We start from the raw sequence: 14,024 nt of genomic DNA on the forward strand, positions 1-14,024 counted from the left end.
GTTAACGGATCATTAATCATACGCCAGCGAGATTTAGGCAAGGAAATCCGATAATTCGGTTCGTTTATAAAGTATTAAGGTTAACGGCGGGGGAGTGTGACAAGGAAAATCGGCGGCTGCCGAGTGCTCAGGCGACCTTGTGGCGGCGACGTTGGACGACGCGGCGGCCGACGCCCTGTTGTAGGAGCGGGATGTTCTGGGAGGGCACCGGCTGCGAGAAAACATAGCCCTGCACCAGATCGGTGCTGCGGTGTTTGTTGAGCAATGCGAGCTGCTCTTCGGTCTCAACCCCCTCGATGACGATCTTGAGGCCGAGTTCCCTGGCGAGGTTGACCGTGCCGCGCAAGAGCTTAAGGCGACGGGTATCCTCGACGATATTACGCACGAAGGAACGATCGATCTTGACGATATCGAGCGGCAGCGTATCGAGATAGCTCAGGCTGGAGAAGCCGGTGCCGAAATCGTCGATCGCGATGGTGATGCCGCGGGCTCTGAGTTCCGCCAGGATGGCGCGCACAGCCTGCGGCTCGTCGATCAGGCAGCTTTCGGTGACTTCGAGATGCAGCCGCGCCGCGTCGAGCCCGGAATGGGCAAGCGCGTCGGCGACCACCGACAGAATGTCGGCATCGCGCAAATCCCGCGCCGAGAGGTTGACCGAGACGGCGATGTGCTCTGGCCAGGTCATGCATTCGCTGCAGGCTTTGAACAGCACGAAACGAGTGATGTCGGAGATGATGCCCATGTCCTCGGCGAGCCGAATGAAGACATCAGGCGGAATCGAGCCTTTCTCCGGATGCACCCAGCGCGCCAACGCCTCGGCGCATTCGATGCGCGAACCATCAGCCCGGAACATCGGCTGGAAGACGAGATGCAGCGCCTGCGCAGAGACCGCCTCGCGAAGGTCTGCTTTCAGCTTCTGCTGTTCGATATAGCGCCCGTCCATCTCACGCTCGAAGCCGGATATGCCGCCCTTGAAGCGCGACTTGCTCTCGAACAGCGCAAGATCCGCCTTGACGCTCCATTCGTCCATCGCAAAAGCGGAACTTTCGAGAATGGCGTAACCAGCACTGAGCGAAATGAGGAAGGTCAGCTCGTCGACCTCATAATGGCCTTGGATCGCAGCGTGCACGCGACGGATCTCGAGGTCGAGTGAGGCCAGCTCCTTCGCATGCGGGAAGAACAGGATGAACTGGTCGCCCATCAGCCGGCCGAGGATGGCGTTGCCACAGACCCGTTTGATGCGGGCGGCGATGGCGCAAAGCAGATGGTCGCCGGTGACGTGACCGCGCATGTCGTTGACGTGTTTGAACTCGTCGATATCGAGCACCATAAAGCCAAGCGGCCCGGATTTTCTCGGATGTTTGGCGAGATACTCCTGCACCAGCTGGCCGAAATATTCGCGGTTCGGCAGGCCGGTCAGCGCATCGAAGCGGACCATGTGCATGATCTTCTGCTCGGCCTTCACACGGCTGGATACGTCTTCGAAGATCAGCACCGCGCCACCGTCGGCCCTGCGGCTGGCGGAGAATTCGAGCGACAGGCCCTCGGGAAAATGAATGAGCGTACGCGACAGGTTACCTTCGGCCACCTGGGTGAGCTGGCGCAGGATGAGCTCCGGCTGTGAGGCGTCCATGAAGCTGTAGCGTGCGCCATAGCGCAGCACGGCGCCAAGATCGCGGTCTTTCAGCCGCTCCGGCGCACCGATTTTCAGCAGTTCGCAGGCCTTGCGGTTGACGACCTGGATGCGGTTTTCGGCATCGACCATGACGAGGCCATGCGGCATGTTGTTGAGCGCGGTGTCGAAACGGTCGGCGATAATGGTGATTTCCCGGCGCGCGATGACATTCTCATACAGAAACTCGCGCACGCCATTCGCCATCGCCCGCGTCGTCAGCCAGAAGGGGATGAGAAAGATCGACAGCACACCGCGATAGAAGTCCAGCGCCAGCAGGCTGCCGACGATCATCGGCAGGCAGCAGAAGGCCGTCTGGAGGTCGACCGCGAAGCGCGAGCCGTAGTTGCGCCCGACAACCGAAACCATGGTCGCCATGGTGACGGAAATGCAGGCAAGCTCCGCAAAGGAATCGTGCACGACGAAGATAGCGTAGCCGCTGGCGATGCCGAGGAGTGCGGTGGTGCAGGATCCGGCCGCGACAAGAATCCGCTCCCAACGCTCGATTCCGGCGCGCGACAGGCTCTGCTTGTCGACACGATCGAACTGCCGGAAGATGGCCATGCGAGCGCTGAAGACCAGAAGGAAGGCGACCGACAGCAGGATGTAGAGGGAGTACTGCGTCTTGGCAGCCACTGCGAGGCACGTCGCGACATGGACGATCACGCCGACAAGAAGCGTCATGCGGTTCCCGGAAAGGGAGCTCACAAACGACAAATACACATCAATAGGGACCCTGTTCGGGTTATCTGGCTTCATCCACACTTTCCCTGTGCGCGGGGATTCTAAGCCGAACCTTTTAAAAATTGATTTCAATCGAATCAAACATTTGGTCAAATTTTCTAAAACCAGCGGATGAACACCACAGCCTGCGCGAGATAATGCAGCCTGCCGGCGAGATTTGGAAAATAATTTATCCACGCTTGGGTTGTTAAAACATTGGCGAACCATACAGGCTGCGCGTTGCGACTTGGACTATGCTCCAACGCGAGGCATTTATCCTTCCAATTTCAAAAGCCGTGGTCTACACCGATGCCAAAGAGGGAACGCTGCCGAAAAATGGCAGGACAAGAACAAGGGAAACGAATGTCGACACTTCTGGCGGCAAGCCGGCTGATTGATTCGGTCAGTCGGATCATGGGCAAACTTTCCGAATATATGGTCCTGTTCTGCTGTCTCATCAGCGCCGGTAATGCCATCGTCCGCTACACCTTCAACTACAGTTCGAACGGATGGCTTGAGATACAGTGGTATCTCTTTGCCTTCGTCGTCATGCTCGGCGCCTCGCATGCGCTGCGCAACAATGAGCACGTTCGTGTCGACCTGATTTATGGCGCAGTGTCCGACAAGGCGAAGATCTGGATCGACATCGTCGGCCTCATCCTGTTCCTCATCCCCGTCTGCGTCTTCCTCACCTGGCTCTGCTGGCCCTTCTTCGCTCTTTCTTACCGGCAGGGGGAAATATCGGGCAATGCCGGCGGGCTGATCCGCTGGCCTGTCAAGCTGATCCTCGTCGCCGGCTTCGCGCTGCTTTCCCTCCAGGGCGTTTCCGAGCTGATCAAGCGGATCGCAGCGCTGACCGGTCAAATCAGCATCGACACCAAATACGAAAAGCCGCTGCAGTAGCGCTCCCGGGAGGAACGGATTTGTTTGATTTCGGCATCATTCCGCCGGCCATGTTCCTGGGCATGGTCATCTTCATGCTCTACGGCTTTCCGGTCGCCTTTTCACTCGCCGCCGTCGGCCTGTTCTTCGGCATCATCGGCATCGTCACCGGCCATTTCAGCGAAGCCTTTCTGCAAGCGCTGCCGCTGCGCTTTTTCGGCATCGTCTCCAACGACCTCTTGCTCGCCATTCCCTTCTTCACCTTCATGGGGGCGATATTAGAGCGCTGCGGCCTTGCCGAGGATCTGCTCGAAGGCACCGGCAAGCTCTTCGGCGGCATTCCCGGCGGCCTCGCCTATGCCGTCATCCTTGTCGGTGCCGTGCTCGGCGCCATCACCGGCACGGTAGCCGCCTCCGTCATCACCATGGGGGTGATCTCGCTGCCGATTATGCTGCGTTATGGCTACAGCCCGCGCCTTGCCACCGGCGTTATCGCCGCTTCCGGCACCATCACCCAGGTGATCCCACCCTCGCTCGTGCTCGTCGTTCTCGCCGACCAGTTGGGCAGATCGGTCGGCGACATGTATCTCGGCGCCATCGGCCCCTCGATCCTGCAGGTGACGATTTTCGTGCTCTTCATCCTGGTGATGTCGATCATCCAGCCGAAATCGATGCCGCCGCTGCCGAAAGAGGTGCGCGGCGACTTCAACTGGGCGCTTTTGGCGAAGGTGCTGATGGGCATGGTGCCCTCGATCGTGCTGATCTTCCTCGTGCTCGGTACGATTTTTATGGGCCTTGCGACGCCGACGGAAGCCGGCGCGCTCGGCGTCGTCGGCGCCATGGCGCTGGCAGCCATGAACCGCCGTCTCACCTGGCCGCTGATCCGCGAAGCAATGACGTCGACCACCCATATTACGTCAATGGTGGTGATGATCCTGATCGGCTCCACCTGTTTCAGTCTGGTCTTCCAGGGCATGGATGGTTCGCGCTGGATCGAGCACATGCTGTCGGGCATTCCCGGCGGCCCGGTCGGTTTCCTGATCTTCGTCAACATCTTCATCTTCGTGCTCGCCTTCTTCCTCGATTTTTTCGAGATCGCCTTCATCGTCATTCCGATGCTCGCGCCCGTCGCCTCCAGCCTTGGGATCGACCTGATCTGGTTCGGCGTCCTGATCTGCGTCAACATGCAGACCAGCTTCATGCATCCGCCTTTCGGCTTTGCGCTGTTCTACCTCCGCTCGATCGCCAGCAAGGACGTCAAGACCTCCGATATCTACATGGGCGCCCTGCCCTGGGTCGGCATGCAGATCATCCTGGTGGCGATCGTGATCTTCTGGCCGCAATCGGTTACCTACTGGCTGGACCATGGGCCCAAGGTCGATCCGAACTCGATCAAGATCGAAGTGCCGGGCTTTGGCGGCCAGCTCGGCCTGCCGCCGGTGGGCGGCGGCAACGGCTCGCCGCAGATACCGGGCCTCACCCTGCCGCCGCTGAACGGCCTGCCGGGCGCCCCGCCGGCGCCTGCCAAATAGCCGAACAAAAAAACCCCGGATCAACGATCCGGGGTTTTGCTTGCATTCGCCTACAGCGTCGATGCCGGTCGCGGAAAGCTAGAGCTTTCCGGCCCGCTGCTGGATCATCATGAAGGTATCGAAGGTGTATTCCGAAAGCTGCATCCACAGATAGGCGTCGCGCTTGAAGGCGGTCTGATCCTCGTAGATCTTCTTGAAATACTGGTTGTTGGCCGAAATTTCGCCGTAGATGCCCATTGCCGCCTGGAAGCAGGCTTCCATGATCTCCTGGCTGAACGGGCGCAACGTCGCACCCTCCGCAACGAGCTGTTTCAGCGCCGTCGGGTTCTTCATGTCGTATTTCGCCAGCATGTTGGTGTTGGCGAAGGCGCAGGCGTCGGTGAGCGCTGCCTGATAATGCTTCGGCAGGTTGCTCCACTTATCCAGATTGAAGAAGGCGTGCACCGTCGGGCCGCCTTCCCACCAGCCCGGGTAATAGTAGTATTTCGCCACCTTGTGGAAGCCGAGCTTCAGGTCGTCATAGGGACCGACGAACTCGGCCGCATCGATCGTGCCCTTTTCAAGCGCCGGGTAGATGTCGCCGCCGGCGATCTGCTGCGGGACGACGCCGACCTTCTCCATGATGCGTCCGGCAAGACCGGCAATGCGCATCTTCACGCCCTTCAGATCGTCAAGCGTATTGATTTCCTTGCGGAACCAGCCGCCCATCTGTGCGCCGGTATTGCCGGCCGGCAGGGCATACATGCCCTGCGTGGCGTAGAACTCGTTCATCAGCGTATTGCCATTGCCTTCGTAGAACCAGGCGTTGGTCAGGCGGCTGTTCAATCCAAACGGGATGGCTGTTCCGAAGGCATAGGCCGGATCCTTGCCGACGAAATAATAGGAGGTGGTGTGGGCTGCCTCGACGGTCCCTGCGGCCACCGCATCGACAGCCTGCAGGCCCGGCACGACTTCACCGGCCGCGAAAGGCTGGATGGTGAAATTACCGTCGGTCGCGGCGGCAACATGCTTGGCGATGTCTTCGGCACCGCCATAGATCGTGTCCAGGCTCTTCGGAAACGACGACGTCATACGCCATGCGATCTTCGGATTCTCTTGCGCGATCGCAGGCGCCGCCAGCGCCGTTGCGGCAACCGCGCCGGCGCCGGCGGTTCCCGCCTTTTTGAAAAACGAACGACGATCCATCAAAAAACCTCCCGTATAGATGGCACTGCGCGGCCAATCCATCCCTACCCGCAGCGAGGGCAGAGCTAAGCATGGAGGGGGCCGCGATTCAAGCTTTAGTCTATTAGCCTTTGGCATCAGGATAGCAATAGGGAGCGCGCGAGGCGTCCATCAAAATCAGCAGCTTAGCGCGAGCCCCGGAGCCGCGGTGCCGTTTGCGGCGCAATTGGTCATCGGACAAAGCCAAGCGTTGACTTCACCGCCGTTCTGGCGGCAAAAACGACGAGCAGAAGATTTTACCGGTGCAAACATGACGAAACCGATCGTTGCCATTCCTGCCGATATCCGCAGCTTCGACGGCGCGACCTGGCATGCCGTGCAGCATCAATATCTCCGTGCCGCCTTGAATGCGGCCGGCGTCATGGCCTTCATGATCCCCGCCTTCGAGGCAGGCTACGATACCGACGCGATACTCGACCGCGTCGATGGCCTGCTGGTATCCGGCTCGGCCAGCAATGTGCATCCCGCGCTTTATGGCGCCGAAGCGACTGAACGGGACGGCCCCTTCGACCCCGCGCGCGACGCCACCAGTCTGCCGCTCATTCGCCGCGCCATCGACCGTGCCATCCCGCTGCTCGCCATCTGCCGCGGCATTCAGGAACTGAATGTCGCTCTCGGCGGCTCGCTGGCAAGCGAGATCCACGAGCAGCCCGGCGTCTGGGACCATCGCCGACCGGAGGGCGTCGACCGTGACGGCATGTACGCCATCCGCCAGACCGTCCATGTCAAGGAAGGCTCCTGCATATCGGGCATTCTAGGACCGGGCGATATCCGCGTGAATTCGCTGCATCGCCAGGCAATTGCCAGAACCGCACCGCGCCTGCAGGTGGAAGCCACCGCCGAAGACGGCACGGTGGAGGCCGTTTCCGTGATCGATGCCAAGGCCTTCGCCGTCGGCGTGCAATGGCACCCGGAATATTGGGCCGAAACCGACAAGGTGTCGAACCAGCTGTTTGCCGCCTTCGGCAACGCCGTCCGCAGCTACGCTGCCGGCAAACTGGCGGCTATCATCGCGCAGGCGATCGCCTAGCGCATCGGCCGTCGTTGCCGATTTCCGGAAAGCACGAGCGCCCGTGTGCATCCTCAGGGACGCACACGGTCTCGGAGGCAGCTGAACTCAGTCTCGGTTGAGCTTTTGCGGCGTCTCCGGCACCGGCGTTAGCGCCGCCCCCCTCTCGAACCAGGCGATGAGATTGTCGGCGACGAGATCGGCCATCGCCATGCGCGTGGGCACGGAGGCCGATGCCACGTGCGGCAACAGCACCGCATTGGCCGGTTCCAGCAGGCCGGTCGGCACCGTTGGCTCTTCATAAAAAACGTCGAGACCGGCAGCGCCGAGCGCGCCCGATGCGAGGGCGGCGCTCAGCGCTTCTTCATCCACCGTCCAGCCGCGGCCGACATTGACGAGAATTCCGTTCGGACCGAGAGCGGCCAGGATATCAGCATCGATCGTCTTGTGCGTCTGCGGCGTCTTCGGAACGATGGCGATCAGCGTGTCCACCGCCTCCGCCAGTCCCTTCAACGTCGGGTGATAATCGTAGGGCGCGTCCGCATGGCGCGAACGCGTGTGATAACTGATCTTCACCTTGAACGGCTCCAGCCGCCTGGCGATCTCGAGCCCGATGCGGCCAAGGCCGTAGAGCCCGACATGACGGCCCTTGAGCGAGAAACGTGACAGCGGATAAGCCGTGCTCGGCTTCCAGTTGCCGGCACGCAGCCAGGCTTCGGCCCGCGGCAGCTCTCGGATCGTGTTCAGGAGCAGGCCGATCGCCGTATCGGCAACCTCGTCGTTCAGAACGTCTGGCGTATTGGTGACGACCATGTCCTTTTCGGCCGCACACTTCACATCCATGCCGTCATAACCGACGCCGAAACTGGCGATCACCTCGACGCCAGGCAACTGGTCCATCCAGGCGCCGGGAAAAGCGCCGGAGACGGCGACGCCGCGGATGCGGCCGGCGGTATCGCTGTCGAGCGCCAGCTTTTCCTCGCGGGCGACAGCGATGATCTCAAAACGATCCTTCAGCCTTTCGAGAACACGTTCGTGTATCTTCCCGGGAACGAGAATGGCGATGCGGGACATGGCTTTCCTCTTGGACAGGGTCTGGTTCAGGCGCGGGGCCGATGGGGACTGGTCGACTGGCGGATGCGCATTTCCGGCTTAATGAGATGCATGCCATCAGGTTCGTGGCTGCCGGCAAGACGGTCGAGAAGCGCGCGCGCGGCCAGACGGCCGACTTCGGTCTGACCGTTCCAGACGGTTGTCAGCGCCGGCGTGGCAATCGAGGCCTCCTCGAGATCGTCATAACCGGTGACGGAGATATCGCGGCCCGGCACCAGGCCGGCGCGGGCAATGCCGTTCATCAGGCCGATCGCGACGAGATCGTTCCAGCAAACGGCCGCCGTCGGCTTCTGAGGCAGCGAGAGGAAATGCACCGCCGCTTCGAAACCGCCCTGCTTCGAGCGGGGCCCGGGAATGCGCAGATTCGGATCGACTTCGATGCCCGCCTTGCGTAGCGCGTTGACATAGCCTTGATAGCGGTCGCGGCCGGTGGATGTCTGGTCCGTACCGCCGATCATGGCGATCGAGCGGTGACCGAGACCGATCAGGTGGTTGGTGGCGAGCGAGATGCCATAGCTGTCGTCACCGCGATAGGTCGGCAGCTCCAGACCGTCCATTGAGCGGGCGACGAGGATCGCCGGCATGCCGTTCTCTTCCGCCAACTGCAGATCTTCCGGCGGCGTGCCGATCGCCGGCGACATGATGACGCCGTCGCCGCCGAGCTGCAGGAGCGTCTCGATGAAGGTGCGCTGTTTCTCGACATTGTCGTAGTGATTGGAAAGGATGAAGGTGTGGCGGCTGCGGTCGAGCTCGCTTTCAATCGCCTTCAGGATCTCACCGTAGAACGGATTCATGATGTCGTGGACAACGACGCCGATGATGCCGGAGCGCGAGGTACGCAGGCTGGCGGCACGGCGATTGTAGATATAGCCGAGCGCGCGCGCCTGCTCCTTGATCTTCTCCCGCGTATTGCCGGCAACCAGCGGACTGTCGCGCAAGGCGAGCGATACGGTCGCCGTTGAAATGCCGAGCGTCTCGGCAATTGTCGAAAGCTTGATCTTCTGGGCCACGTGTCCTCCTCCAGGCAGCACGCAAGACAGTAAGACCACGCCGGAAACGGCGCAGCCCTTAAACTGTTTAATTAAAAGATTTAACCAGCGGAAGCAATTCGTCTTTCAGGAGAAATTTCAGTCTTCGTCCGGCTCTTCGATGGCGTGCGCTTCCGCCTGCAGATTGACGTCGATCGCCTTCAGCAGGCGAACCAGATTGCGGATTTCCTTTTCTGAAAATTCCTGGGTGGCCAGTCTGTCGCAGGCCGAGGCCGCCATTTCGATCGCCCGCACGCTGTCACGGCCGAGCGGAGTGAGATAGACCTTGGTGAGGCGCGCATCCTCGGCATCGGGCTTGCGCTCGAGAAAGCCCTGCGCTTCCATGCGGCCGATGGTGCGCGTCATCGTCGGCGCCTTGACGCCGAGCTTTTGCGCAAGACCGCCCGCCGTCATGCCATCGCTCTCGGCGAGCGAGAGAATGACCCCGTCCTGCCCGGCATAGAGACCGCTTTCGAACAGGTTGCGCGAGAGCACCGTGCGCATGGAACGGGCCGCCTGGGTGAGCGCCGGAGAAAGATCGACGAGCGTGTACTCCGTCTGGTCCTTCTTCTTGGACTTGCTCTTCTTGCCGTCCTTATGCTTCTTTCCCATAGCCATCCCTTTGATCTTTAAGCCCCGACGCCGCTGCGATATGACATTGCCCATGATCTCGTCATAAACAAGAGGCAACGACCGGATGATGACGCCTTCGCCCCGCTTCGACGACAGCAGCTCGGTTTGCGCCCCCGGCGCACACCGCCCGATCGCCGTGCTGCCGCTCGGTGCCCATGAGCAGCACGGCCCTCACCTGCCCTTCGAAACCGATACGCTGATTGCCGACGGCATCGCCGAAAGATTGAAAATGGCCCTGCCCGCCGGACTGTCGGTCACCTTCCTGCCCGCCGAATCGGTCGGTTACTCCATAGAGCATATGGATGTTGAAGGAACGAAGACGCTCGCCTTCGACGAAGCGGTCAACCGCTGGCTCGGCATTGCCGAAGGGCTGGCGAAGCAGGGCATCCGCAAACTCGTGATGCTGAACGCCCATGGCGGCAATTCGCCCCTCATGACCATCGTCGCAACCGAGGCGCGGGAGCGCTTTGCCATGTTGGCTGTGGCGACGAGCTGGACCCGCTTCGGCCTGCCGGATGGCGTGATTGCACCGGAGGAAAAGGCGATCGGCATCCATGGCGGCGATATCGAGACCTCGGTCATGCTGGCGCTTCACCCCGACAAGGTAGACATGGCAAAGGCTGAGGATTTTCCCTCGCGGCAGACGGAATTCGTCACCCGTTTCAAGCACCTGCGCGCCTACGGCCCGCATGCCTTCGGCTGGAAGATGTCGGATCTCAACAAACAAGGCGTGGCGGGCAATGCCGCGGCTGCGACGGCCGAAAAAGGCGAGGCGCTGATTGCCCATGCGGTGAAGGGGCTGGTGGAACTTCTGGAGGATGTCGATGCATTCGACCTCGGCGAGCTCCGTTGAAAAGCGATCATCCGCATCGGGCGGCGATGTGATCTTATAACATATAAAATCCTTTGAACTGCCGTGCCCATGCCATTATATGAGACCAACCGCTCAAGCGGCCGATCCCTAGCCGTTCGGCCGTACGCCTAATTTAGAGGTTCTCATGACCGACGCGATCTCCACCCAGAAGCCTATTCCCGTCACCGTGCTCACCGGATATCTCGGTGCCGGCAAGACGACCTTGCTCAACCGCATCCTCTCCGAAAACCACGGCAAGAAATACGCGGTCATCGTCAACGAGTTCGGCGAAATCGGCATCGACAACGACCTGATCGTCGAGTCGGATGAAGAAATCTACGAGATGAACAACGGCTGCGTCTGTTGCACGGTGCGCGGTGACCTGATCCGCGTCGTCGAAGGCCTGATGCGCCGCCCCGGGCGTTTCGACGGCATCATCGTCGAAACGACCGGTCTTGCCGATCCGGTACCGGTCGCCCAGACCTTCTTCATGGACGATGACGTTCGCGCCAAGACCGAGCTCGACGCCGTCATCGCCCTCGTCGACGCCAAGCACCTGCCGCTGCGCCTGAAGGACAGCCGCGAGGCCGAAGACCAGATCGCCTTCGCCGACGTCGTCGTCATCAACAAAAGCGACCTCGTGACCCCGGACGAACTGGATGTGATCGAAGACATCGTCCGCGCCATCAACCCGGCTGCCCGCGTCTACAAGACCAGCCGCTCCGGCGTCGATCTCGCCCGCGTGCTCGATCAGGGCGCCTTCAACCTGGAGCGCGCGCTCGAAAACGATCCGCATTTCCTGGAACACGGCCATGACGACCACGTCTGCGGCCCGGATTGCGATCATGATCACGACCACCACCACCATCATGGCCATGATCACGATCATCATGGGCACGACCATCATCATGGCGCGATGTCGGCGATCCATGATGTGACGGTGCAGTCGGTGTCGCTGCGCGGCGGCGAGATGAACCCCGAGCGCTTCTTCCCGTGGATTCAGAAAGTCACCCAGGTGCAGGGCCCGAACATTCTTCGCCTCAAGGGCATCATCGCCTTCAAAGACGATCCCCAGCGTTACGTCGTCCAGGGCGTGCACATGATCATCGAGGGTGATCACCAGCGTCCGTGGAAGGATGGCGAGAAGCATGAAAGCCGTCTCGTCTTCATCGGCCGCGATCTCGACCGCGAAAAACTCGAGGCTTCGTTCAAGGCCTGCGAGGCAGCCGCCTGATGCCGACAGTTGCGCCGCTTGATCTCGACGGCCACATTCTGGCCGTCGAATTTTTAGCTGATGTTCCCTTCTTCGCAAGCGCAAACGGCACGTTTCACCGGCTGGACGGCGGCGAGAGGGTTTCAGAAGCCCATCAGGGCATGCTCACCGCGATCCGCGATCCTTATAGCGAAAGCCTGATCTCCGGCGGCGAGGACGGCAAGGTCCTGCGCATCGCCGCCGACGGCAGCGTCAGCGAACTCGCGACCGCACCGCGCAAATGGATTTCGCAGGTCGCGGCCGGCCCGCAAGGCGCCATCGCCTATTCCTACGGCAAAAGTTCGCTCGTGCGCCTTGCCGACGGAACGACCAAGGAATTTCCGGAGGAGCGCACGGTCGAAGGCCTCGCCTTCGCGCCGAAGGGTCTGCGCATCGCGGCTGCCCGTTACAACGGCGTGTCGCTGCATTGGGTCGGCATGAGCGCCAAACCGGTCGACCTCGAATGGAAGGGCGCGCATACCGCCGTCACCTTCTCCCCCGATGGCAACTTTCTCGTCACCTCGATGCAGGAAAACGCGCTGCATGGCTGGAAGCTCGACAGCAAACCCGGCGCCGAAGCCCGGCACATGCGCATGACCGGCTACCCCTCCAAGGTGAAATCCCTCTCCTGGTCAGTCAAGGGCAAATGGCTCGCCTCCTCGGGCGCGCCGGCGGCCATCGTCTGGCCTTTCCAGGGCAAGGACGGGCCGATGGGCAAGGCGCCGCTCGAACTCGGCACCCGCGCCAACATCATGGCGACCTCGGTGAAATTCCATCCGCTGGAAGATATCCTCGCCATCGGCTTCGTTGACGGCATGATCCTCGCTGTTCGCGTTGCCGACAACAAGGAAGCGCTGCTGCGCCGCCCCGGCAAGGGCGCGATCACGGCGATGAGCTGGAGCAGGGACGGCAAGCTGCTTGCTTTCGCCTCGGAAGCCGGCGATTGCGGCGTCGTCGACATTTCGGCCTGAGGCCGCGTTGCCGCATCGGCTCCCTCCTCCTCGGCTGCGCCAGGGAGGAGATGAATGAGATCCGGCTCTGGACATTCCAGCGCAACACAGGCGCACGCGCTTTCTACGAGCGGCATGGCTTTACCGCCGAGGAAGAGACCGACGGCGCCGACAACGAGGAAAAAGAGCCTGACGTGCTCTATCATTGGCGCCGTCTTCCCAAACCGACGCTCAGCCTGAAACCGTCAGGTTAGAAGATCGGGCTTGCCAAATGCCTTGGCCGGGAGAAACATGAAAATCCACGCAGGCCTTGCCCGCGCCGTGGCTGACGGAGGAAACGTCAATGCCGAAATCGACCGGCCTCGGCTTGGCCGAGCAACAGCCGCAATCCTCGGGCGACGTATCCATCTGGTCCGTGATCCGCGCCGAGGCGAACGAGCTTGCCGTGCGCGAGCCGATATTGCGGCGGCTGCTTGCGGAGCAGGTGACGGACGCTGCCGGCAGCCGTGAGATCCTCGCCCGCGTGCTGGCCGCGCGGCTTTCGGTGCCGCAAGTTGAAACCGGCGATTTGTTCGATCTCATCCTGTCTACGCTTGAGGACGATATCATGCGGAAAGTCGAGGCAGATCTCGCCGCCGTGCGCGAGCGTGATCCCGCCTGCATGACGTTTCTGCACGCGCTTCTGAACCTCAAGGGCTTCCATCGCATCGCCCACGCACTCTGGAACGCCGGTCGCCCGGAAATCGCCACATGGCTCGCCAATCTCGCCTCGCTGGTCTTCGGCCCCGATATCCATCCGGCAGCGCGGATCGGCGCTGCCATCATGCTCGACCATGGCTCGGGCATCGTCATCGGCGAAACGGCTGTCATCGAGGACGAAGTCTCGATCCTGCAGAACGTCACGCTCGGCGGCACCGGCAAAGAGACGGGCGACCGTCATCCGAAGATCCGCCACGGCGTCATGATCGGCGCGGGCGCCAAGATCCTTGGCAATATCGAAATCGGCGCCTTCAGCAAAATCGCTGCCGGCAGCGTCGTGCTGAAGCCGGTCCCCGAACATTGCACGGTCGCCGGCGTGCCGGCCGCCGTCGTTCGTATCCACCGTGCCGACGAAATCCCGGCCGAGACGATGGATCAGAATATCTAGGGTATC

Annotated in this window: 12 protein-coding genes and 1 pseudogene; 8 read left to right on the forward strand and 5 right to left on the reverse strand. The window is 61.3% G+C overall.

What is annotated here, in order from left to right; all coding sequences use genetic code 11:
- Positions 1–127 precede the first annotated feature (127 nt).
- Entirely contained in the window at positions 128–2,431 is a 2,304-nt protein-coding gene (locus QWJ46_RS10675; RefSeq protein WP_302751111.1) for a bifunctional diguanylate cyclase/phosphodiesterase, read from the reverse strand.
- Between the two features lie 327 nt (positions 2,432–2,758).
- On the opposite strand from QWJ46_RS10675, the gene QWJ46_RS10680 reads away from it, so the two are divergent.
- Positions 2,759–3,298, forward strand: a complete 540-nt coding sequence (locus QWJ46_RS10680; protein WP_302751112.1) for a TRAP transporter small permease subunit — start codon at positions 2,759–2,761, stop codon at positions 3,296–3,298.
- 20 nt (positions 3,299–3,318) lie between these two features.
- A complete protein-coding gene (locus QWJ46_RS10685; RefSeq protein WP_184454948.1) occupies positions 3,319–4,809 on the forward strand; it encodes a TRAP transporter large permease subunit in 1,491 nt (496 codons plus the stop codon).
- A gap of 78 nt (positions 4,810–4,887) precedes the next feature.
- Here the strand turns inward: QWJ46_RS10685 and QWJ46_RS10690 are convergent, their stop codons facing one another.
- Complete coding sequence (locus QWJ46_RS10690; protein ID WP_088396208.1) at positions 4,888–5,994, reverse strand: TRAP transporter substrate-binding protein; 1,107 nt, start codon at positions 5,992–5,994, stop codon at positions 4,888–4,890.
- A 289-nt stretch (positions 5,995–6,283) separates the two neighbouring features.
- Between QWJ46_RS10690 and QWJ46_RS10695 the strand changes: the two genes are divergently transcribed.
- Entirely contained in the window at positions 6,284–7,063 is a 780-nt protein-coding gene (locus QWJ46_RS10695) for a gamma-glutamyl-gamma-aminobutyrate hydrolase family protein (protein ID WP_302751113.1), read from the forward strand.
- 87 nt (positions 7,064–7,150) lie between these two features.
- Here the strand turns inward: QWJ46_RS10695 and QWJ46_RS10700 are convergent, their stop codons facing one another.
- The 3 genes from QWJ46_RS10700 to QWJ46_RS10710 form a co-directional block, all read right to left on the reverse strand.
- The gene (locus QWJ46_RS10700) at positions 7,151–8,116 is read right to left on the reverse strand and encodes an NAD(P)-dependent oxidoreductase (protein WP_302751114.1); all 966 of its coding nucleotides are present in this window, start codon (positions 8,114–8,116) and stop codon (positions 7,151–7,153) included.
- Positions 8,117–8,142: 26 nt separating this feature from the next.
- Positions 8,143–9,165, reverse strand: coding sequence for a LacI family DNA-binding transcriptional regulator (locus tag QWJ46_RS10705; protein ID WP_184454945.1), 1,023 nt, complete (start codon positions 9,163–9,165; stop codon positions 8,143–8,145).
- A 117-nt stretch (positions 9,166–9,282) separates the two neighbouring features.
- A complete protein-coding gene (locus QWJ46_RS10710) occupies positions 9,283–9,795 on the reverse strand; it encodes a MarR family winged helix-turn-helix transcriptional regulator (protein WP_302751115.1) in 513 nt (170 codons plus the stop codon).
- An 85-nt stretch (positions 9,796–9,880) separates the two neighbouring features.
- On the opposite strand from QWJ46_RS10710, the gene QWJ46_RS10715 reads away from it, so the two are divergent.
- The 5 genes and pseudogenes from QWJ46_RS10715 to epsC all read left to right on the forward strand — a co-directional run bounded on the left by QWJ46_RS10715 (position 9,881) and on the right by epsC (position 14,018).
- The gene (locus QWJ46_RS10715; protein ID WP_302751116.1) at positions 9,881–10,669 is read left to right on the forward strand and encodes a creatininase family protein; all 789 of its coding nucleotides are present in this window, start codon (positions 9,881–9,883) and stop codon (positions 10,667–10,669) included.
- Positions 10,670–10,814: 145 nt separating this feature from the next.
- Positions 10,815–11,903 (forward strand): GTP-binding protein, encoded by a 1,089-nt coding sequence (locus QWJ46_RS10720; protein WP_184490955.1) that lies wholly within the window; start codon positions 10,815–10,817, stop codon positions 11,901–11,903.
- A complete protein-coding gene (locus QWJ46_RS10725) occupies positions 11,903–12,892 on the forward strand; it encodes a WD40 repeat domain-containing protein (RefSeq protein ID WP_184454942.1) in 990 nt (329 codons plus the stop codon). Before QWJ46_RS10720 ends, QWJ46_RS10725 begins: the two co-directional genes overlap by 1 nt.
- Positions 12,893–12,906: 14 nt before the next feature.
- Positions 12,907–13,125: pseudogene (locus QWJ46_RS10730) on the forward strand (GNAT family N-acetyltransferase); the annotation flags it as partial.
- 89 nt (positions 13,126–13,214) lie between these two features.
- Positions 13,215–14,018: a serine O-acetyltransferase EpsC gene (gene epsC / locus QWJ46_RS10735; RefSeq protein WP_302751117.1), complete on the forward strand. Its 804-nt coding sequence runs from the start codon at positions 13,215–13,217 to the stop codon at positions 14,016–14,018.
- The last annotated feature ends 6 nt before the right edge of the window (positions 14,019–14,024 follow it).

Origin of the sequence: Rhizobium sp. CBN3 (genome assembly GCF_030518245.1) — a bacterium.
Taxonomy (GTDB): Bacteria; Pseudomonadota; Alphaproteobacteria; order Rhizobiales; family Rhizobiaceae; genus Rhizobium; species Rhizobium aethiopicum_A.